Genomic DNA, 22336 nt, shown 5'->3' with positions numbered 1-22336 from the left:
ACGAGACGCCGACGTGGAGCCGTACCGATGGTGGGCAGCCTTCGCGCGGACTAGCGTCGAGGCGGACCCACGAGACGACGCAGGAGGACCCTGATGCCCACGGTGCACTACACGATCCCGGCCGCCCCCGCCGCGGCGCTCGCGCGCCTGCGCACGGCCGCCACGGCCTCGGACTGGCGGGTCGACCACGCGGCGAGCACGCACACCTCGCTCGTGCTCAAGCGGGACGCGGGCGAGAAGACGTGGGGCTGGTCGGCGACGATCAGCGTGCAGGACACCGACGGCGAGTCCACCTCGTTCGTGGCGACCACCGACGACGTGCAGCACGAGTCCGACTTCCGGCACACCCGGCACGCGCTCGCGGAGCTGTTCAAGGCGGCCGGCGCGCGCCGCGGCTGAGTCGCGACGTCGCGACCTCGATGTCGCGACGCGGCGCGTGGCGCGCCGACACGCCGCGCCACGCCCGCTTGCTGGACGCCAGATCACGGTTCGGTAACACTTGCGACGGACCCACATCGACGTGAGATCCCCGTGAGACAGCGAGGTGATGCGTGGCACTCGCAGGCGAGACCGGCCGGACCCCAGGGCATCGCACTCCCCCCGAGCACCGGTCGCACCGACGCGCCCCTGCGGCGGCACGCCCGCTCGCGCCTCGTCCCCGTCCCGCGCCTCGTACCGCACCGCACCACTCCGCACCGCACGCCCACCAGCCGACCCGCCAGCCGACCCGCCAGCCGACCCAGCACAGGGCGCCCGCCGCGCCGGTGCTGCGGCGCGGCGCGTGGCACTGGCTCTGGGCGGCGCTCGCGCTCGTCGTCGGGGAGTTCGTGGCGTCGGCGGGCTGGGTGGTCTGGCTCGCGGCCGCGGGAGTCGTCGTCACCGGCCTGACCGGGCTCGTGGCGCACCGCCCGTGGGCGCGGGTCGCGCTGTGGATCGGCCTCGGCCTCGCGCTCGGCGTGCTGCTGCACCTCGCGCTCGCTATCGTGCACCCCGACTCACCCGGGCTCGTCCCGCTCGCCCCCGTCCAGTGGTGAGCGCCGACGCCCGCGTCAACGTTTCCTTGACCTAGGATTGCGCCGTGGCCAGCAAGCACACCCAGCGTCTCGATCGCGCTGCCGAGTCCGTCAGCTCGATCAAGGACCCGCTGGCGCGCCTCGCCGCCGCCCGCGCCGCGCGGGAGCAGTTCGAGAAGCTCGAGATCGACCTCGTGCGCAGCCTCCGCAAGGAGGGCACCACGTGGCGCACGATCGGTGAGGTCTACGGCCTCACGAAGCAGGGCGCGCAGCAGCGCTTCCGGTCCGCCGACTCCTGAGAGCTCTCGGGGCGGGCGGTGAACGGCCGGTAGCGTCGCGGCCGTGCACGTCGCCTCCCTCCACCGCTACCCCGTGAAGAGCACCGCGCCGCACGACCTGCGCTCCGCCGTCGTCGAACGAGCCGGCCTCGTCGGTGACCGGCGGTGGATGGTGGTCGACCCGGACGGCGCCCAGATCACGTCCCGGACCGACTCGCGCCTGCTGCTCGTGCACGCCGCCCTCGCGCCGGACGATGCGCTCGAGCTGAGCGCGCCGGGGATGGCGACGCTCGCCGTCGGGCGTCCCGAGGGAGACGCGCGCGAGGTGACGGTGTGGGACGCGCCGGCGCTCGGCGTCGACGCGGGCGACGCGGCCGCCGCGTGGTTCGGGGAGGTGCTGCGGCGTGAGGGCGTGCGGCTCGTGCACTGCCCGGACCCGACGTGGCGGGCGGTCGGCGCCTCGGACCACACCGCGTACGCGGACGCGTACCCAATCCTGCTGACGAGCACGGCGTCGCTGGCGCGGGTGAACGAGTGGATCGCGGCGGACGAGCGCGGCTCCGACGCGGATCGTGTGCCCGTGCCGATGCGGCGGTTCCGGCCGAACGTGGTGGTCTCGGGCTCCGACCGCGAGCTCGCGCCGTTCGCAGAGGAGTCGTGGCGGCGGATCGTGATCGGCGGCGTGCCGATGCGCGTGATCGGGCCGTGCACGCGATGCGCGCTGACGACCGTCGACCCCGAGACCCTCGCGCGCGGGCGCCAGCCGCTGCGCGCGCTCGCGCGGCACCACCGGTCGGGTTCCGCGACGCTCTTCGGCGTCAACCTCGTGCCCGACGGCGAAGGAGCGATCGAGGTCAGCTCGCCCGTCGTCGTGGTCGAGTAGGCGGGGCCGGGGGGCTGGCGGCGCGAGGGGGGCGTGTCGGCGGCCGCAGCCGCGTGGTGTGCGGTGTCAAGCCCCGGGTTTGACACCGGCGGTGACGCCTCGCCGGGGACCATCCCTGCTCGCGCGGGGAGCACGCCCTCCCAACGGTTCGCGCTCTCCCCGAACCTGGGGCCATCCCCGCTCGCGCGGGGAGCACGCGCTGCTGATGCTTCCGTTCGGGCACTCACCGGGGCCATCCCCGCTCGCGCGGGGAGCACGCGCTGCTGATGCTTCCGTTCGGGCACTCACCGGGGCCATCCCCGCTCGCGCGGGAAGCATAGGCCGGAGCAGTCCAGCCCGCTGGCGCGGGACGGGCCATCCCCGCTCGCGCGGGGAGCACGTCGGCACGACCGTCGCGACCGCCGTCGGGAGCGGGCCATCCCCGCTCGCGCGGGGAGCACCGCGTGCTGCGGGTGCTCGCGCAGGGCGACGAGGGGCCATCCCCGCTCGCGCGGGAAGCATAGGCCGGAGCAGTCCAGCCCGCTGGCGCGGGACGGGCCATCCCCGCTCGCGCGGGGAGCACGTCGGCACGACCGTCGCGACCGCCGTCGGGAGCGGGCCATCCCCGCTCGCGCGGGGAGCACCCGATCCCACTGCCGGTGCACGCCCGCGTCGACGGGCCATCCCCGCTCGCGCGGGGAGCACCTCCGAGGACGGCCACGGTGCGCTCCCCGCCGGGGGCCATCCCCGCTCGCGCGGGGAGCACTCCGCGCCGTTGATGTACGGGCCGTGGAAGAAGGGGCCATCCCCGCTCGCGCGGGGAGCACACGCACAACCTGATCACCGCCGTCGGCGACCAGGGGCCATCCCCGCTCGCGCGGGGAGCACGTCGACTGCTTCCACCACGCGTACAGGCCGAGGGGGCCATCCCCGCTCGCGCGGGGAGCACGTCGGATGGGTGATCCCCGCGTCACCGAAGCCGGGGCCATCCCCGCTCGCGCGGGGAGCACTAGGACCCTGACCAGGCGTAGGGGCCGGTGGTGGGGCCATCCCCGCTCGCGCGGGGAGCACCGGCGCAGCCTGAACGCCAGCCTCAAGACCGTGGGGCCATCCCCGCTCGCGCGGGGAGCACGCCCTGGCCGCGAGTCGCTGCCACGGGGCCTTCGGGCCATCCCCGCTCGCGCGGGGAGCACCGCGTCCGTGCTCACGTCGATCGGCTCTGCGGAGGGCCATCCCCGCTCGCGCGGGGAGCACCGCGTCCGTGCTCACGTCGATCGGCTCTGCGGAGGGCCATCCCCGCTCGCGCGGGGAGCACGATCTGGACCAGAACGACACGGAGTTCGAGAAGGGGCCATCCCCGCTCGCGCGGGGAGCACCGACGGACGCGACGTCGCCGGCGGCGGACACGAGGGCCATCCCCGCTCGCGCGGGGAGCACACGCACAACCTGATCACCGCCGTCGGCGCCCAGGGGCCATCCCCGCTCGCGCGGGGAGCACGGGTGAGGAGGACGATAAGACGTGATCTGGTACGGGCCATCCCCGCTCGCGCGGGGAGCACTACCCGCTCGCTGGCGGCTACGTGACGTCCGCGGGGCCATCCCCGCTCGCGCGGGGAGCACCGACTACCAGCACCCAGGTGGCGGCGGGCCGAAGGGGCCATCCCCGCTCGCGCGGGGAGCACGTCCAGCTCGGCCACGTCGGCCGAGTACAGGGCGGGCCATCCCCGCTCGCGCGGGGAGCACCGGGGAGATGTTGGACGGCATGAAGCTGCCGCGGGGGCCATCCCCGCTCGCGCGGGGAGCACGGCATCGAGGACGCGCGAGCCCGGCTGAATGAGGGGCCATCCCCGCTCGCGCGGGGAGCACCGCTCGGGGGTGGCGAAGTCGGCCGATGAGGCGGGGCCATCCCCGCTCGCGCGGGGAGCACGTCACCTCCAGCGTGGATGCGTCGGTGGTGTGGGGGCCATCCCCGCTCGCGCGGGGAGCACAACACGGACCTGGTAGCGGACGCGCTCAAAGAGGGGCCATCCCCGCTCGCGCGGGGAGCACCCACCGGTCGTCACCGAGTAGACGACCGGGGTGGGGCCATCCCCGCTCGCGCGGGGAGCACGCGTCCGACCACCCATCCCTCGGGCGGTCGCTGGGGCCATCCCCGCTCGCGCGGGGAGCACCGCATCGTGTCCGCCGCGCCCGTTGCCGTCTCGGGGCCATCCCCGCTCGCGCGGGGAGCACTCCACGGCCCGTACATCAACGGCGCGGACCCGAAGGGCCATCCCCGCTCGCGCGGGGAGCACACGCACAACTTGATCACCGCCGTCGGCGACCAGGGGTCATCCCCGCTCGCGCGGGGAGCACTCCGCCTGCGGCACGTACTCCACCGCGAGGTCGGGGCCATCCCCGCTCGCGCGGGGAGCACGCTGGCCGCGCAGACGGCAGCCAGGCAGTGGGCGGGCCATCCCCGCTCGCGCGGGGAGCACCCAGGCGGCGCGGGGGCAGGTGGGCGCGAGCGGGGGCCATCCCCGCTCGCGCGGGGAGCACCGCTGACGGGATGAAGGGCGCGCTGGCGGCGGCGGGGCCATCCCCGCTCGCGCGGGGAGCACTTCCGCTGGGCCGTCTCCATCTTGGACGCGTCGGGGCCATCCCCGCTCGCGCGGGGAGCACCTGCTCGACACGTCCACCGAGTACCCGGCGCTCGGGCCATCCCCGCTCGCGCGGGGAGCACCTGCTCGTGGTGTGCGCGAAGGACCTCACGATGGGGCCATCCCCGCTCGCGCGGGGAGCACGTCTGGATGCCGTCGAAATGCGGGTCCGCGCCGGGGCCATCCCCGCTCGCGCGGGGAGCACGTCGACTGCTTCCACCACACGTACAGGCCGAGGGGGCCATCCCCGCTCGCGCGGGGAGCACGCGGTCACAGTGCCGCGGATCGCGGCAGCGCTGGGGCCATCCCCGCTCGCGCGGGGAGCACGGCATGGGCTCGCCCGGCGGCCCCGTCGGGCGGGGGCCATCCCCGCTCGCGCGGGGAGCACGACCCCGACGACGCCGACGAGCGGCAGGCCGCGGGGCCATCCCCGCTCGCGCGGGGAGCACCGCGGCCATCACGTCGGCGCCTCGCGGGTCGCCGGGCCATCCCCGCTCGCGCGGGGAGCACGGGTCGAGGTCGAGGTCGCGTGCGATGCGCGCGGGGCCATCCCCGCTCGCGCGGGGAGCACCAGGCCACCCAAGCCGCCGCGTCGGACTTCTTCGGGCCATCCCCGCTCGCGCGGGGAGCGCGTGCGGCAGGCGTGGAAGAAGGCGCGCTCGGGCGGGCCATCCCCGCTCGCGCGGGGAGCACGGTGCCGCGGGTGCGATGCCGCTGTGCCAGGCGGGGCCATCCCCGCTCGCGCGGGGAGCACTTCACGGCGGGGTCGCAGTAGAGGGTGACGCGCGGGCCATCCCCGCTCGCGCGGGGAGCACCGCGGGCGGTGAGGTGCATGGCTGGTCCCTTCGGGGCCATCCCCGCTCGCGCGGGGAGCACCGCCGAGCTCGACCACGAGCGCCCGCGCGCTCAGGGCCATCCCCGCTCGCGCGGGGAGCACCCTCGCGTGACGAGCAGCGGCACGCGCTGCGGCGGGCCATCCCCGCTCGCGCGGGGAGCACTCCTCGAGGGCGAGCGCCGCGTTCGCGATCTGCGGGCCATCCCCGCTCGCGCGGGGAGCACCTGTCGTTGGCGTTGGCACGCGAGCTCGAGCCGGGGCCATCCCCGCTCGCGCGGGGAGCACGCGAGGGCGTCCCGCAGTCCGTGCCGCACCGAGGGGCCATCCCCGCTCGCGCGGGGAGCACCGGGCTGCGAGTTCATCAACCGGGTCACCGGGCGGGCCATCCCCGCTCGCGCGGGGAGCACCGGCTTCGTCCAGTTCACGGTCAACTTGCCGAGGGGCCATCCCCGCTCGCGCGGGGAGCACGCGACCGACGCGAGCGAGACGAGCGCGGCCGGGGGGCCATCCCCGCTCGCGCGGGGAGCACGTCGTGGCTCGACGCGCGCACCGACGCCCAGCTGGGGCCATCCCCGCTCGCGCGGGGAGCACGCCATCTCCTCCGGCCCGCGAGCCGGCGCGCCCGGGCCATCCCCGCTCGCGCGGGGAGCACCGCCAGGTCCAGGGGGCTGGGGGAGGCCTCGGGGGGCCATCCCCGCTCGCGCGGGGAGCACCCTCCTCGACGCCCGAAGGCGCCTGAGGGGGCAGGGCCATCCCCGCTCGCGCGGGGAGCACCATGTGCGAACCGTAGCGGTGGGGGGTGACGTCTGCCATGAAGTTCTAGGGCCATCCCCGCTCGCGCGGGGAGCACGGCAGCCACACGGTCACATCGCCGTTGGTGACCGGGCCATCCCCGCTCGCGCGGGGAGCACCGCAAGAAGGGCGCGGTGCGGACTGCGCAGGTCGGGCCATCCCCGCTCGCGCGGGGGGAGCACATCGGTGGTCTCCTCCTCGTCGTCCTGCCAACCGGGCCATCCCCGCTCGCGCGGGGAGCACCACTCTCGTCCTGAGGAGGACACTCATGGCTGGGGGCCATCCCCGCTCGCGCGGGGAGCACGCCGCGGCTCGTGCGCCTGCTCGCCGGCGCATCGGGGCCATCCCCGCTCGCGCGGGGAGCACCTGACGGTGGTGGAGACGATGGAGGGGTCGAGGGGGCCATCCCCGCTCGCGCGGGGAGCACCTCTCGCTCACTTCCGTGCAGCAACTCACGTACGGGCCATCCCCGCTCGCGCGGGGAGCACGTGCGGCACTCGCGATGCACTCCGGTCGAGGTCGGGCCATCCCCGCTCGCGCGGGGAGCACGGCGAGGTCGTCGTCGATGACCTGCGTGAGGTCGGGCCATCCCCGCTCGCGCGGGGAGCACCGGTGGGGCGGGTCGGACGGACCGACAGACCTGGGGCCATCCCCGCTCGCGCGGGGAGCACAACGTGCAACGCGCCGACAGCGCCGTCACAGCCGGGCCATCCCCGCTCGCGCGGGGAGCACGGGTGGCTCGTGAACATGTGGCGGGCGATCCAAGGGCCATCCCCACTCGCGCGGGGAGCACCTGGTGGCGCGCGCTCTCGCTGGTGCGCTGCTGGGGCCATCCCCGCTCGCGCGGGGAGCACGAGCCTGTGCCGTAAGCGGGCTCCCCGTGGCGGGGGCCATCCCCGCTCGCGCGGGGAGCACGCGATCCACGCATCCTGACCCGACATCGGCCGAGGGCCATCCCCGCTCGCGCGGGGAGCACAGGTAGGGCGCGGGGTCGATGGCCGATGCAGGCGGGCCATCCCCGCTCGCGCGGGGAGCACATCGACTTCCCGTGCCCGCACGACGCACACGGCGGGCCATCCCCGCTCGCGCGGGGAGCACTAAGGGGAAGGGGGAAGGGGAGTTGCCTCACCCGGGCCATCCCCGCTCGCGCGGGGAGCACAGCACCCTTCGGAGCGGCTGACGGCCGCGACGCGGGCCATCCCCGCTCGCGCGGGGAGCACGCTGTGCGCGACGGGCACATGCCGATGGTCCCGGGGCCATCCCCGCTCGCGCGGGGAGCACGCGACGATCCCCGAGCTCGCGGCCGACGACGACGGGCCATCCCCGCTCGCGCGGGGAGCACCGCCACTCTGTGACGTGGCGGCCGCGTCCACCAGGGCCATCCCCGCTCGCGCGGGGAGCACCGCCACTCTGTGACGTGGCGGCCGCGTCCACCAGGGCCATCCCCGCTCGCGCGGGGAGCACGCGGAAGGGTTCCGGGAAGGGTTCTAGGAAGGGGGGCCATCCCCGCTCGCGCGGGGAGCACGCCAGCGCGGGACCCGCGCCCCCCGAGGAAACGGGGCCATCCCCGCTCGCGCGGGGAGCACCGTCACCTTCTGCTGGAGGTACGTCGAGTCGGCGGGCCATCCCCGCTCGCGCGGGGAGCACCGGTGGGGTCGCCATCGGCGCGCGACGAGCTGGGGGCCATCCCCGCTCGCGCGGGGAGCACCCCGCTCCTGCCCCGGCTGTGGAGGCGTCGATCGGGCCATCCCCGCTCGCGCGGGGAGCACACGGCGGACGCGAACCGGGCGCTCGGCGCGAACGGGCCATCCCCGCTCGCGCGGGGAGCACTCGAGGAGGCACACCCGGGAGACCCCCACGCGAGGGCCATCCCCGCTCGCGCGGGGAGCACGTGTTCGCGGTCGTCGCGCTCGCGCTCGCGGGGGGGCCATCCCCGCTCGCGCGGGGAGCACCGTCGTGGGGGTGCCTTCGCGGTGTGGCCGATCGGGCCATCCCCGCTCGCGCGGGGAGCACGGTCGTCGCCGCTCGGGGATGGCGGGGTGGGCGGGGCCATCCCCGCTCGCGCGGGGAGCCGTCGGGAACTCGGCGGGTAGCGCGTCGTTCGCGGGGCCATCCCCGCTCGCGCGGGGAGCACGACGTGTAGATCAGCGCGTCGTCAACGAACTGGGGGCCATCCCCGCTCGCGCGGGGAGCACTCGCGGCGACGGTGCCCGTTGGCGTTCCGGGGGGGGGGCATCCCCGCTCGCGCGGGGAGCACCCGACCGCCCTTGGCCAGGCTGATGAGCGAGGCGGGCCATCCCCGCTCGCGCGGGGAGCACGAGGCGCTCGCCCAGCGCATCCGACGAGGCGACGGGCCATCCCCGCTCGCGCGGGGAGCACAAGATTAACGACGACGCGCGACGCTCCGGAGTCGGGCCATCCCCGCTCGCGCGGGGAGCACTGAGCACCGGTCGGGCCAGTGATCGTGGGCGCGGGGCCATCCCCGCTCGCGCGGGGAGCACTCCTCGAGGGCGAGCGCCGCGTTCGCGATCTGCGGGCCATCCCCGCTCGCGCGGGGAGCACGGCGGTGGATGGGCCCAAGGTGTTCGACGCCGAGGGGCCATCCCCGCTCGCGCGGGGAGCACACACGGCGAGCGCACAGCAGTCGGTGTCGGCGGGGGCCATCCCCGCTCGCGCGGGGAGCACGTGTGGGGATCGGCCGGACCGATGCCCGTCGCCGGGCCATCCCCGCTCGCGCGGGGAGCACATCGACGCCTTCGGAGAAGCGAGCGTGCCCGGGGGGGCATCCCCGCTCGCGCGGGGAGCACAACACGGACCTCGCGGCGGACGCCCTGAAGGAGGGGCCATCCCCGCTCGCGCGGGGAGCACGTCCCCCCGAGGGTCGCGATCTGCGCCCACGCCGGGCCATCCCCGCTCGCGCGGGGAGCACGCCAGTAGCCAGGTGTCGCAGACGGCTGGCCCGGGGCCATCCCCGCTCGCGCGGGGAGCACGCATCCACGGTTCCCGGGGAGCGGCCCGAGCGGGGGCCATCCCCGCTCGCGCGGGGAGCACGCGATGCCTACACGGCCACGGCGGGCCTTGGGCGGGCCATCCCCGCTCGCGCGGGGAGCACCGCGTCGAGACCGACGAGCACGGCGAGCCGTGGGGGCCATCCCCGCTCGCGCGGGGAGCACGATGGGGCGCCGCCTGCCTGTGGGTCGGCTTCGGGGCCATCCCCGCTCGCGCGGGGAGCACGTACCCCGCGCCCGTAGCGCCGCATCCGACGCGGGGCCATCCCCGCTCGCGCGGGGAGCACGTGCCACGCGCCCGCAGCGCCGCATCCGACGCGGGGCCATCCCCGCTCGCGCGGGGAGCACGCACGATGCCCAGAAGTCCGAGCGAGGGATTGAGGGCCATCCCCGCTCGCGCGGGGAGCACGCTCGCTGGGAGGTGGTGGCCATGGGGTCCTCCGGGCCATCCCCGCTCGCGCGGGGAGCACCCCCCACCGGAGAGCGCGGCACCTACCGCCTCGGGGCCATCCCCGCTCGCGCGGGGAGCACCGGATGTCGGCGAGGGTGAAGGGGGCGCGGCCGGGGCCATCCCCGCTCGCGCGGGGAGCACTGGCCCGGCGCCCGCACCGCATGGGTGAGCGAGGGGCCATCCCCGCTCGCGCGGGGAGCACGCGTCCTGGCTGTCGAGGACGTCCAGGGCCCGCGGGCCATCCCCGCTCGCGCGGGGAGCACCGCAGATCCACGTTGCGCCGAGAGCGCGGCTGGGGGCCATCCCCGCTCGCGCGGGGAGCACCGCTTGTTGCCGTACGACAGGTCCGCGGGCGGCGGGCCATCCCCGCTCGCGCGGGGAGCACTCCGGGGGTAGGGATTGTGCTGGTTGGGTTGGAGGGCCATCCCCGCTCGCGCGGGGAGCACGGTGTCTCCTTTCATGGGTCGAGCTTTCGAGGGGGGCCATCCCCGCTCGCGCGGGGAGCACACGGCGCGTCACGGAATCAGTCCCTGGCGACGGGGGCCATCCCCGCTCGCGCGGGGAGCACCTACACGTCTGACATTCTCGACTACTGGGACGGGGGCCATCCCCGCTCGCGCGGGGAGCACTGACGATACGGACTCTCATCCGTAGCCACATGGGGGCCATCCCCGCTCGCGCGGGAGCACTCATTTACTTTTGTCAGTCCTTCACTGAAGTCGGGGCCATCCCCGCTCGCGCGGGGAGCACGTACGGCGCCCGACAGGTTCACGTCGGAGACGAGGGCCATCCCCGCTCGCGCGGGGAGCACCAGGTCGACGGGCAGCCCGAGCTGCTCGGTGAGGGGCCATCCCCGCTCGCGCGGGGAGCACTGGCACCCGTACCTAGAGGCGGCGGTCACGGCCGGGCCATCCCCGCTCGCGCGGGGAGCACGTGCTGACGGCGCTCCTGTACCTGCCGAAGCCGGGGCCATCCCCGCTCGCGCGGGGAGCACCTCGACCTCGAAGGCCTCGTCTCATGACCCCGCGGGCCATCCCCGCTCGCGCGGGGAGCACCAGGGATGACCCGACGGTGGCAGAGCTGGGCCGGGGCCATCCCCGCTCGCGCGGGGAGCACTCGGAGGCGCGGAAGGCGCGCGAGCGGACGTACGGGCCATCCCCGCTCGCGCGGGGAGCACGGCTGGGCGTGGGTGCAGGGTCTCGCGCACCGGGGGCCATCCCCGCTCGCGCGGGGAGCACCCCCTCTGCTATTCGTATCCTTCTGGGAGTCGGGGGCCATCCCCGCTCGCGCGGGGAGCACTTCGTGACCTCCGACTTCGTTGCCGCGCACGCCGGGCCATCCCCGCTCGCGCGGGGAGCACTGGGTCGCGGTTCATCGCCTCGTGCTCACGGCGGGGCCATCCCCGCTCGCGCGGGGAGCACTCCTCCGGCTTCCCTGAGCGGACAGGCAGCCCGGGGCCATCCCCGCTCGCGCGGGGAGCACCAGCGTCACCAGCGGCGAGGCGTCCCATACCCCGGGGCCATCCCCGCTCGCGCGGGGAGCACAATGGCCAAACAACCACCTGTGTAGGCATACGGGGGCCATCCCCGCTCGCGCGGGGAGCACGCCTTCGACGGCATCTCCGTCGTGGCCGGCTGGGGGCCATCCCCGCTCGCGCGGGGAGCACCGACGAGTTCAAGACGTCCCTGGTCGGCGGCGGGGGCCATCCCCGCTCGCGCGGGGAGCACCACACGTCGGTGACGGTCATCGCGTACTCGTTGGGGCCATCCCCGCTCGCGCGGGGAGCACACCACGCTCACCGACCTCACCGACATCTACCTGGGGCCATCCCCGCTCGCGCGGGGAGCACTCGGTGAAGGACTTGTCGAGCTCGACGGAGTCGGGGCCATCCCCGCTCGCGCGGGGAGCACCGGAACGTGCAGATGCACGTCTGTCCGTTGCAGGGGCCATCCCCGCTCGCGCGGGGAGCACGCCCCTTGCTGACCGCTGTCGACCCCTCGGTGGGGGCCATCCCCGCTCGCGCGGGGAGCACCAGGGCATGGGCCGCCCCCGGTACCTCGAGGAGGGGCCATCCCCGCTCGCGCGGGGAGCACATCGTGCCCCCGGCTGGCACTACAGCGAACGCCGGGCCATCCCCGCTCGCGCGGGGAGCACCGCGCGGCCCACCAGGCGTCGATGAGGCGGATGGGGCCATCCCCGCTCGCGCGGGGAGCACGTGGTGGGTGGAGCCGGTCGAGGACCCCGCCACGGGCCGGAGCACGCACGATGCCCAGAAGTCCGAGCGAGGGATTGAGGGCCATCCCCGCTCGCGCGGGGAGCACGCTCGCTGGGAGGTGGTGGCCATGGGGTCCTCCGGGCCATCCCCGCTCGCGCGGGGAGCACCCCCCACCGGAGAGCGCGGCACCTACCGCCTCGGGGCCATCCCCGCTCGCGCGGGGAGCACCGGATGTCGGCGAGGGTGAAGGGGGCGCGGCCGGGGCCATCCCCGCTCGCGCGGGGAGCACTGGCCCGGCGCCCGCACCGCATGGGTGAGCGAGGGGCCATCCCCGCTCGCGCGGGGAGCACGCGTCCTGGCTGTCGAGGACGTCCAGGGCCCGCGGGCCATCCCCGCTCGCGCGGGGAGCACCGCAGATCCACGTTGCGCCGAGAGCGCGGCTGGGGGCCATCCCCGCTCGCGCGGGGAGCACCGCTTGTTGCCGTACGACAGGTCCGCGGGCGGCGGGCCATCCCCGCTCGCGCGGGGAGCACTCCGGGGGTAGGGATTGTGCTGGTTGGGTTGGAGGGCCATCCCCGCTCGCGCGGGGAGCACGGTGTCTCCTTTCATGGGTCGAGCTTTCGAGGGGGGCCATCCCCGCTCGCGCGGGGAGCACACGGCGCGTCACGGAATCAGTCCCTGGCGACGGGGGCCATCCCCGCTCGCGCGGGGAGCACCTACACGTCTGACATTCTCGACTACTGGGACGGGGGCCATCCCCGCTCGCGCGGGGAGCACTGACGATACGGACTCTCATCCGTAGCCACATGGGGGCCATCCCCGCTCGCGCGGGGGAGCACTCATTTACTTTTGTCAGTCCTTCACTGAAGTCGGGGCCATCCCCGCTCGCGCGGGGAGCACGTACGGCGCCCGACAGGTTCACGTCGGAGACGAGGGCCATCCCCGCTCGCGCGGGGAGCACCAGGTCGACGGGCAGCCCGAGCTGCTCGGTGAGGGGCCATCCCCGCTCGCGCGGGGAGCACTGGCACCCGTACCTAGAGGCGGCGGTCACGGCCGGGCCATCCCCGCTCGCGCGGGGAGCACGTGCTGACGGCGCTCCTGTACCTGCCGAAGCCGGGGCCATCCCCGCTCGCGCGGGGAGCACCTCGACCTCGAAGGCCTCGTCTCATGACCCCGCGGGCCATCCCCGCTCGCGCGGGGAGCACCAGGGATGACCCGACGGTGGCAGAGCTGGGCCGGGGCCATCCCCGCTCGCGCGGGGAGCACTCGGAGGCGCGGAAGGCGCGCGAGCGGACGTACGGGCCATCCCCGCTCGCGCGGGGAGCACGGCTGGGCGTGGGTGCAGGGTCTCGCGCACCGGGGGCCATCCCCGCTCGCGCGGGGAGCACCCCCTCTGCTATTCGTATCCTTCTGGGAGTCGGGGGCCATCCCCGCTCGCGCGGGGAGCACTTCGTGACCTCCGACTTCGTTGCCGCGCACGCCGGGCCATCCCCGCTCGCGCGGGGAGCACTGGGTCGCGGTTCATCGCCTCGTGCTCACGGCGGGGCCATCCCCGCTCGCGCGGGGAGCACTCCTCCGGCTTCCCTGAGCGGACAGGCAGCCCGGGGCCATCCCCGCTCGCGCGGGGAGCACCAGCGTCACCAGCGGCGAGGCGTCCCATACCCCGGGGCCATCCCCGCTCGCGCGGGGAGCACAATGGCCAAACAACCACCTGTGTAGGCATACGGGGGCCATCCCCGCTCGCGCGGGGAGCACGCCTTCGACGGCATCTCCGTCGTGGCCGGCTGGGGGCCATCCCCGCTCGCGCGGGGAGCACCGACGAGTTCAAGACGTCCCTGGTCGGCGGCGGGGGCCATCCCCGCTCGCGCGGGGAGCACCACACGTCGGTGACGGTCATCGCGTACTCGTTGGGGCCATCCCCGCTCGCGCGGGGAGCACACCACGCTCACCGACCTCACCGACATCTACCTGGGGCCATCCCCGCTCGCGCGGGGAGCACTCGGTGAAGGACTTGTCGAGCTCGACGGAGTCGGGGCCATCCCCGCTCGCGCGGGGAGCACCGGAACGTGCAGATGCACGTCTGTCCGTTGCAGGGGCCATCCCCGCTCGCGCGGGGAGCACGCCCCTTGCTGACCGCTGTCGACCCCTCGGTGGGGGCCATCCCCGCTCGCGCGGGGAGCACCAGGGCATGGGCCGCCCCCGGTACCTCGAGGAGGGGCCATCCCCGCTCGCGCGGGGAGCACATCGTGCCCCCGGCTGGCACTACAGCGAACGCCGGGCCATCCCCGCTCGCGCGGGGAGCACCGCGCGGCCCACCAGGCGTCGATGAGGCGGATGGGGCCATCCCCGCTCGCGCGGGGAGCACGTGGTGGGTGGAGCCGGTCGAGGACCCCGCCACGGGCCATCCCCGCTCGCGCGGGGAGCACGCGTCGGAGACGACCTCCGCGATCATCGGCGGCGGGCCATCCCCGCTCGCGCGGGGAGCACCCGCGGGTTCACCCGGCCGATCCCCGACTCGAGGGGCCATCCCCGCTCGCGCGGGGAGCACCACCCCTGCCCCGACGCCTCCACCCGCTCCACAGGGCCATCCCCGCTCGCGCGGGGAGCACGTTCGGGAGACACCGAGCGGCCGGGCCGCTACGGGGCCATCCCCGCTCGCGCGGGGAGCACTTCACGGTCGTCATGGCCGGTTGCCTGTACTGGGGGCCATCCCCGCTCGCGCGGGGAGCACCAGCAAGGCACGCCGGCGTGGAGGCAATGTGGGGGGCCATCCCCGCTCGCGCGGGGAGCACTCGGAGAGGTCGCGCTGGCTCACGCCGGCGGCCGGGCCATCCCCGCTCGCGCGGGGAGCACCCTTTTCCCAGGCCCGGCCCGGGGACGGAGAAGGGGCCATCCCCGCTCGCGCGGGGAGCACTACTGCCCGTCGCGGTGCTTGACCGAGAGGGTGGGGCCATCCCCGCTCGCGCGGGGAGCACTCAGCCTGCTGAGTTCTCGCTGGCTGGTGCAGGGGGCCATCCCCGCTCGCGCGGGGAGCACGCCCTTCCCTGCGGACGGGTGGACCCCGGTCGGGGGCCATCCCCGCTCGCGCGGGGAGCACGCCTTGAACTGCATCGTCGCGCCGTTCGCGAACGGGCCATCCCCGCTCGCGCGGGGAGCACCGGGAGTGCATCGGGACGATCCTGCCGGTCGCGGGGCCATCCCCGCTCGCGCGGGGAGCACGCGTACGACCGAGGGTACTTGAGGGGAGGTTGAGGGCCATCCCCGCTCGCGCGGGGAGCACGAGATCGAGGAGTACGCCCGGATCGACCAGCAGGGGCCATCCCCGCTCGCGCGGGGAGCACATCGCGGACGTCGTCGACGCACTCCTGGACCTGGGGCCATCCCCGCTCGCGCGGGGAGCACGGAAGGGGAGTTGCCTCACCCTTCGCGGAAGGGGGGCCATCCCCGCTCGCGCGGGGAGCACCCTGGGTCGAGCGGGTGGTCGAACCGGCCCTGGGGGCCATCCCCGCTCGCGCGGGGAGCACCGCATCTTCCGCAGGGCCGCCAGCGCGTCGACCGGGCCATCCCCGCTCGCGCGGGGAGCACGCGACGAAGGTCGCAATCCGGGCCGCTCAGATGGGGCCATCCCCGCTCGCGCGGGGAGCACGGGTCTCCGATGCCGACGCTGGGCGCGTATCGGGGGCCATCCCCGCTCGCGCGGGGAGCACCGCGTGCGGCGGTGATGCTGGCGCGGATGTGATGGGCCATCCCCGCTCGCGCGGGGAGCACATCTGGGGCAACGTCGACTACGGGGTCCGCGAGGGGCCATCCCCGCTCGCGCGGGGAGCACACTTGCTGACCTGCGACCTTACTTCGCGGCCGCTCCGCGCGCGATCACTTCCCAGCGCGCGGACCCCGCAGTCGCCGCTCGGCGTAGCTCCAGTTTCGGGGGGCGGTCCCTGCAGCCGAAGAGTCGACGCGGACCGACGCTCGCGATGCAGGGCCCGATCTAGCGGCGTCCGCCCCGCGCCGTTCGTCGTGGGGCCGCAGCATCAGGCTGATCCCGTCGTAGTCGACCGTGTGCCACTCGTGGTTGTGGACACGGAAGTCGAGGCCTTGCTCGTTCCTCGCGGAGTGAACGAGGATCGCTCTTCCCCGCCCGACGCCGTCGACGACGCGCTCCCACAGCAGGTCGCGCACCCTCGCGGAGACCTTCCCCACGAAGACTCCGGGCGCGATCTCGATGAGCCACCGGGTGAGCACGCCACGCAAGGAAGGCGGGACAGCGGTGAGCACCAGCACGATCACCAGTCGACCAGCTCGTCCTCGATGCCCTGCCCATAGTTCGTGCCGCCGCTGACCGTTCCCGATCCCCCGTCCCACAGCGCCACCACGTTGCGCCACTCGTCGTCGATGGCCGCCTCAGCGTCGCTCAGGATCAACCGGCGAACGTCGGCAACGCACCGCTCGAGCACCTTCGCCTCGACCATCGCGTCACGCATGGATCGCCGAGCGTGCGCGGCGACGTCGCTCGGCTGGGCTGCCACGACGTCGAAAGCCACGGGGATGGACGTTTCCGCCTTGTAGAGATCCGCGACATCGTGGACGAGCGCGAGGTCACCGCCCGTGTGCACGAACCCCAGGCCGGGAGCGCATCCCAGCGCGACGAGCACGGCGTGCACGACGCCGTAGAGCGCGCTGTTGGCGGCCGAGAGAGCCTTGTTCACATCGTCGGAGGCGTCGAAGTCATCGGGGCGGTAGTCGCGACGGTTCCAGGGCACGCCGGTGCGCACAGACTCCTGGCGGTAGATGCGCCGCACGCGTGCCCCCTCACGTCCGCGGAGCTGCTGCATCGTGAGCTGAGAGACGTCTTCGTCCGGGAAGCGCATCTCGTACATCCGACGAGCGACGGCGAGGCGCAGTCGGGTGTTCGTCACGAGACGAGCCTGAGCCTCCACCATTCGACTCGACCGTGTGAGCCCACGCCCCGCTGCGTAGAACCGCACACCGCGCTCCCCCACCCACACCGCGCTGGTCCCCGAGTCCGCGATGAGCATCACCGCGTGATGTGTGACGCGACATCCCGGCCCGATGAGCAGGCACGTCAGCTGTGCTGCCGGCACGTGAACGACGCCGTGATCGCTCGTGAGCGTGATCGCAGAGTCCTTCCGACTGACCAGCGCGTGCTCGACGTACAAGAACGTGATGCGCTCCGCGACGCGAACGAGCTCCTGGGGCGTCGGCGGCCGCGCGCCCGGAATGTTCATGTCACGGACGGTGGGAGTCGGAGGGAGCCAGCGTCAGCAGCCCGCACCCGTACGCCTTCGCGTGGCCGAAGCCAGTCACCAGTCGCCGACGGAGCTCGCCCTCGTCCGTCACCGTGAGCTCACCCTCGAACACGGCGGTGCCAATCGTCACCTTGCGTCCCTGACGCCCGAATGTGAGCAAGGCCCGCTCGACGATCTCCACCGAGGGCGCGTCGTCGTCACCGACCGAGATGCCCCAACCCTGCGCGCGCTCCGTGAACCATTTCAGCTGCTGGGTCGCCGTCACGTGGGAGAGCCGCGTGGTCCGCTGCGGCTCGGGCTCACCCGAGCGACCCGGCATCCGGACGTTGTGCACGGGATTCGCAGTGAGCCGGAAGGCGAACTGACGTCCGTTCCGCACGGCGTCCAGCACGACAGCGTAGTCCCGAGTCTCCCACCCTCCCGCCAGCGGCCATCCGTACTCCTCGACGAACGACGTCGGGTCCGGCGCGACGTCACTCACGAGGTAGAGGAACACGCCCTGGGTGGTCCGGTCGACTCGCCACAGCGGACGCTCGGGAGGTGCCGTGGGCGCGAAGCAGCTTCCGACGGCACCGTGCATGAAGTGTGGAGAGCCCAGGACTCGGTGGGAGCCGCGGCGACGGGGGTTGATGGCGATCCTGGTGAAGTACGTGCTCATCGCGGCAGCCACCAGTCCGTAGGGGAGTGGGTGGTGACTCGCCGCTCACTGCTCCGGCCACCCGACCGGGCGCTCGGCGCGGGGTGGACGTCCGGAGGCGAAGTCTCCGCCCGCGCCGTGCCCCCGTCCGCACCACCCGCAACGCACCACTCGCGCACGACGGCGCGAGAGGTGAAACGTCGGTGGCTGGGGTCGTACGTGACCGGGGTGTCGGCAACGAACCCTGTGGCGGACTCGCCCTCCTCGGCGTCGCGCACGATCTCGACCCGGTGCTCGCCGTCGCGCAGCTTCCTGCGGTACCACGGCGACGCCTCCCACTCCGCGGCGACGAGCGCCTCCCGCAGCGGCAGCGCTGTCGTGCCGATCACGAGCGGGCGGCTCGGCGGGCACGAGCGTCGACCGAGGTAGAGCGGGAACGAGGGCTGCCTGACGACCTGGGCGAGCCGTCGGACGAGCGCGTCGGGACCCTCCACAGCAGCGACGAACACCGCGTCACCCAGGTAGAACCGGTAGGTGAGCGGGAGCGAGTAGCTCTCGTCGAACGCGCGTGCTGTCTGAAAGTCCCGTACCGCCGCTCCTGGCTGGTCGCAACGCACGCCGAACTTCAGCCCGAGCAGGTCCTCGATGTCGTCCGTGCGTCGTCGCCCGTCCGCAGCGGCCAGCAGCCCGAGGACTGCACTCTTCGACGGCTGTGGGTCGGTGAAGCGGTACGCGAACTTCGACGAGGTGCCCCATGCCTGGAGCGGCCCCGCGAGGCGGAGCAGGAGGGTCGTCACACGGACTCCCTGACCCGCGCGACGGCAGCGTGCGCGACGGCGTCCGGAAGCTGCGCGAACGGAAGTCGCTCGCCGAGCCCGGCCAGCGAGTCCCCGGCCGCGCCCACTCCGACCACCCACGTCGCCACCGGATCGACTCCGTAGGCCTCGGACGTGTCGGTGGCCCAGTCCCGCAACGCCGCGGCGGCCGGCACCACGTAGCCGGTCCTCGACTCGATCGGAGTCTCGAACGCGCCCACGTACGACACAGGCTGGTCTTCGCGGATGCTCACGACCACCGCCTCGGGCAACGTCCGGTTGCCGAACGTGTTGATCTTCCCGGTCGGCATCGACGTGACGAACGCCTGAAGGAACGCGGCGATCCCGCGCTCTGTCATCTCGGCGTCGCCCAGCGCCTCCGCGAGATGCACGGCGTCGATGCTCGCGTACCGGTACAGCGTCGCGGACGTGAACTCGACCGTCCCGATCATTCCTGCCCCGGCGTCGGCCGCTCCGTCCGGGTCATCGGCGCCGACCTTCAGGTCGTCCACCGCTGTGAAGTAGTCGAACTCCGAGTCCGCAGCGTGGACCGACAGGGCGTGCGCCACCTGGCAGGTGGCGTCCACGTTCAGGTCGGTGTCGTTGGCGACCATGCGGCCGAACAGAGCAAGGTCGAGGGAGTTGCCCTGCTGCAGGATCCTCTTGGCCGCACGCTTCCCCTCGGCCGACTTCAGGTCGGCCAGAGCGCCGGTGATCTCACCGCCGGCCGACTCGAGTGCGGCGCGAGCGAGACCGGCGAGAGCCTGCGCCTGCTGCCAGGACACCAGGACGAGGAACTCGGTCTCCTGACGTGTTCCCTTCCGGGCCTTGGTCAGCTTGAGCCCGGAGGACAGCACGGCCGCGGTCGCGAGGGGCTCCGCGTCCTCCGAGGAGACGCCCGACGCGACGAGGTCCTCGGTGACCATGTCCACCACTCTCTTGGTGCGGACCCCGAGATCACTCGCCTCGAGCAGGTCGTCGAACGCCTTCCGAGTGGCTCGCTTCCAGGCCTGCGAGGACACGCGGGCGCGCTTCACACCGCCGTAGCGCGCGCTCTTCGGGCTTCCTGTGTCGTCGCGGTTGACACAGCTCGGCGGAACGGTCTGCAGGATGTGCACGTCGATGAAGGTCCTGGTCATGTCACTCCTTGGTCGCGGTGGTCGAGAGAGCAGTCGGGGTGTCCTCGCCGGTGGCGGTCGAGCCGGGGAGCGTGATCTCGCCGAACCCAGCGGCAGCGCGATACTGCCGGGCCCACCGAAGCCGTGTCCTGTTCTGTCCGTGCACCGACCAGAGGTCGGCGAGGTCCTCGGCGAGCAGTCCGTAGTCCAGGCCGATGTCCTCAGCACGCAGCAGCTGAACAAGTCCTCGTAGATGGCCGGCCGACTCCGCGGAGGTCGGCGCCGTGACCATGGCGTCGAACCGGCGCCGCACGCCCTCGGACTCGCCGTCGGGGCCCCGCCGCGCCCACGCGGCACGCGCGAAGGCGATCCCGGGCGCCGTGCCGTCGACGTGTGCGCCTTCGACCCGGCCCTGCCGGTGCAGCGCGAACAGGGTCATGGCGTGGTGCGCGGCCAGCTCCGCTGCGCTCGGCTCGTCGCTGCGTGGGTCGAACGCACTGTCAGGGACGAGGCCCAGCGTGTCGCTCCAGACCTGCGGATCGGCGCCGGGTTCGGCACCGACGGCACGTCGCAGCACGGCGAGTGTCGCCACGGCGCTCGGCACGTTCTCGTTGCTGAGACGCTGGAGAAGGCGTGTCCGGTCGGCCACCGCGTGACCGAGCGCTGTGCGGCGGGGCGTGGGCTGCGGGGGGCGAGCGCCCTTCGGTGACTGCGTCACGCCGTCGGGCGTTCTCTCGGTCACGACTCCTCCTCGGTGAGTAGTGGGGCGGGCGCTGAGCCGACGTGTGCGTAGGTCTCGCCACGCGCCGGCCACGCATGAGGGAGCGCGGCGCCGAGTCCGCGTTGGAACCGCCGGTAGACGGCTCCGACGTCGTCACGCTTGCCCGCACCGCCGAACCCGAGCCAGGCCTTGTCGGGTGCGCTCGCCACAAGCGTGTGGCCGATCCCCGCGAGCGTCTGCCACGCAAGGCGGTGCCAAGCGCCTTGCGCAAGGAGAGGTTCGTCGACGGAGTGCGCGAGCGTCTCGACCAGCCATCGCCGGTACGGCTCGTCCAGCGCCGACCATCCGCTCTCGAATGCGCGCTCGCCTGGGCCGACGGCCTCGTCACGCCCGGCCCCGGCTGCCGTCGCCAGTCCACGCGCCAGCCGCGCGAGCGCGATCACGCCCTGGTTCGCGGCATGGACAGCGTCGAGTGCGACGCCGCGCAGCGCATGCGCCTGGCGATCGAGCACCGCGGCAGGCAGATCCAGAGAGTCTTCGACGACCTCGTCGATGACTGACTCCTGCGCCCCGTACACCGCTCCCACCGCTCGGTAGCGCACCACCCGATCCGGAAGCAGCCCCGACCCCACCAGACTCGCCGCATGCTCGACGAGGAGAGTTGGCTTATCCTCGTCGGCGCCGCGCATGTTCTCGCGAGGCACGACGGCGGCAAGGCCACGCCACAACGCAACCCCTTCTCGATGCTTACGGGGCATCTGCACCGAGTACTTGTACTTCGCTGTCTGCGGTTTGGAGTACCGCCACAGCGACATGGGCTCCAGATCGGTCACGCCTTGACGCTCCTGGATCAGGAATCGGTCACCGTACGTGACCAGAACCCCGGTCACCCCGTCGGGTCCGCCCCGCAGGAGGGCCCGGCGGGACTGCCACGTGTAGAGGTCCACCGGACCGGTCGGGCGCTGCAGAAGGTCAGGCGTCGGCTCCAGGGCGGCGACCGGACGCTCCCAGGGCGGCAGGTCTCGAGCTCGGGTCTCGGGATCGAGGCGCACGGCCCAGAGGTTCAGCAGGAGGGTCTGCTGGATCGTCCCACCCAGCAGGTGCACGAGACCCAGCTGGCCGGTCCAGGCCACGCCCTCCGGGTACACCCTTCCGCCGTTCGCGCGCGGGTGCCCCACGACGCCGGTCTTGATCCCGGACGGATCGAACGCCTGAAGGTGCACGAGCCAGCGAGCCGCCTCCGCGGGCGTGATGAGACGCGCGGCCGTGGCCGAACGCGAGGTGAGAAAAGGCTTGCCTGCCGGCATGTCGAGAATGAGCTTGTTCAGCTCGGAGAACTCGCCTTTCGTGGTGTGCATTCCGGCGACCTGGAAGAAGGGCGCGAACGGGTCGAACAGATCGAACCGGCTCGCGTGGCTCTCCAGGTAGCCCAGCACGGCAGGGACGACCGTCGAGTCCCATTCGTCGTCCAGCCTCTCGAGGACCTCGGGCACGTCGTCCGCGCGCTCGGGATACTCGTCGTCGAGTGCACGCTGAAGGATCGCCAGGCAGAGGCGGAGAACCGCGACGTCCTGCGTAGCCAGCTCTCCGGAGAGCGTGCGGAACGAACCGGCCTCCTCGAAAAGCTGCTGGAGCGAGACCTCCCGCGACCTGCCCCGGTTGTCGAGCACCGCCATCCACTGTTG

General features: G+C 74.0%; 11 protein-coding genes and 3 CRISPR repeat arrays. Of the genes, 4 read left to right on the top strand and 7 right to left on the bottom strand.

All coding sequences use genetic code 11. The features are described 5' to 3' along the window. Positions 1–93 precede the first annotated feature (93 nt). The 4 genes from AC3AQ1_RS10465 (at position 94) to AC3AQ1_RS10450 (ending at position 2174) form a co-directional block, all read left to right on the top strand. A complete protein-coding gene (locus AC3AQ1_RS10465; protein ID WP_108718920.1) occupies positions 94–399 on the top strand; it encodes a hypothetical protein in 306 nt (101 codons plus the stop codon). 365 nt (positions 400–764) lie between these two features. Further along, the gene (locus AC3AQ1_RS10460; RefSeq protein WP_108718919.1) at positions 765–1034 is read left to right on the top strand and encodes a hypothetical protein; all 270 of its coding nucleotides are present in this window, start codon (positions 765–767) and stop codon (positions 1032–1034) included. A gap of 44 nt (positions 1035–1078) precedes the next feature. Next, positions 1079–1312 carry a hypothetical protein gene (locus AC3AQ1_RS10455; RefSeq protein ID WP_108718918.1) on the top strand — a complete coding sequence of 78 codons (234 nt, stop codon included), beginning with the start codon at positions 1079–1081 and terminating at the stop codon, positions 1310–1312. Positions 1313–1355: 43 nt separating this feature from the next. Next, on the top strand, positions 1356–2174 hold the full coding sequence (locus AC3AQ1_RS10450; protein ID WP_199916461.1) for an MOSC domain-containing protein: 819 nt from the start codon (positions 1356–1358) through the stop codon (positions 2172–2174). A gap of 106 nt (positions 2175–2280) precedes the next feature. Continuing rightward, a CRISPR array of direct repeats spans positions 2281–10507; the repeat unit is 28 nt; unit sequence GGGCCATCCCCGCTCGCGCGGGGAGCAC. A 92-nt stretch (positions 10508–10599) separates the two neighbouring features. Next, positions 10600–12093: a CRISPR direct-repeat array (repeat unit 28 nt; unit sequence GGGCCATCCCCGCTCGCGCGGGGAGCAC). A 77-nt stretch (positions 12094–12170) separates the two neighbouring features. Beyond that, positions 12171–15922: a CRISPR direct-repeat array (repeat unit 28 nt; unit sequence GGGCCATCCCCGCTCGCGCGGGGAGCAC). Positions 15923–15966: 44 nt separating this feature from the next. Here the strand turns inward: AC3AQ1_RS10450 and cas2e are convergent. The 7 genes from cas2e to casA are packed head-to-tail and all read right to left on the bottom strand — an operon-like array spanning position 15967 to position 22327. Continuing rightward, positions 15967–16374, bottom strand: a complete 408-nt coding sequence (gene cas2e / locus AC3AQ1_RS10445; RefSeq protein WP_234417466.1) for a type I-E CRISPR-associated endoribonuclease Cas2e — start codon at positions 16372–16374, stop codon at positions 15967–15969. A gap of 2 nt (positions 16375–16376) precedes the next feature. Continuing rightward, positions 16377–17339 carry a type I-E CRISPR-associated endonuclease Cas1e gene (gene cas1e / locus AC3AQ1_RS10440; RefSeq protein ID WP_108718916.1) on the bottom strand — a complete coding sequence of 321 codons (963 nt, stop codon included), beginning with the start codon at positions 17337–17339 and terminating at the stop codon, positions 16377–16379. Position 17340: 1 nt separating this feature from the next. Then, positions 17341–18018: a type I-E CRISPR-associated protein Cas6/Cse3/CasE gene (gene cas6e / locus AC3AQ1_RS10435; RefSeq protein ID WP_159096505.1), complete on the bottom strand. Its 678-nt coding sequence runs from the start codon at positions 18016–18018 to the stop codon at positions 17341–17343. After that, positions 18015–18794: a type I-E CRISPR-associated protein Cas5/CasD gene (gene cas5e, locus AC3AQ1_RS10430; RefSeq protein ID WP_159096504.1), complete on the bottom strand. Its 780-nt coding sequence runs from the start codon at positions 18792–18794 to the stop codon at positions 18015–18017. The genes cas6e and cas5e overlap by 4 nt, the downstream gene beginning before the upstream one ends. Next, a complete protein-coding gene (gene cas7e / locus AC3AQ1_RS10425) occupies positions 18791–19951 on the bottom strand; it encodes a type I-E CRISPR-associated protein Cas7/Cse4/CasC (RefSeq protein WP_108718913.1) in 1161 nt (386 codons plus the stop codon). Before cas7e ends, cas5e begins: the two co-directional genes overlap by 4 nt. A 1-nt stretch (position 19952) precedes the next feature. Beyond that, positions 19953–20672 (bottom strand): type I-E CRISPR-associated protein Cse2/CasB, encoded by a 720-nt coding sequence (gene casB, locus AC3AQ1_RS10420; RefSeq protein WP_159096503.1) that lies wholly within the window; start codon positions 20670–20672, stop codon positions 19953–19955. Further along, positions 20669–22327 carry a type I-E CRISPR-associated protein Cse1/CasA gene (gene casA / locus AC3AQ1_RS10415; RefSeq protein WP_159096502.1) on the bottom strand — a complete coding sequence of 553 codons (1659 nt, stop codon included), beginning with the start codon at positions 22325–22327 and terminating at the stop codon, positions 20669–20671. Before casA ends, casB begins: the two co-directional genes overlap by 4 nt. Positions 22328–22336 lie beyond the last annotated feature (9 nt).

It is taken from the genome of Miniimonas sp. S16 (genome assembly GCF_057748195.1).
This window is presented reverse-complemented; position numbering and strand designations above follow the sequence as displayed.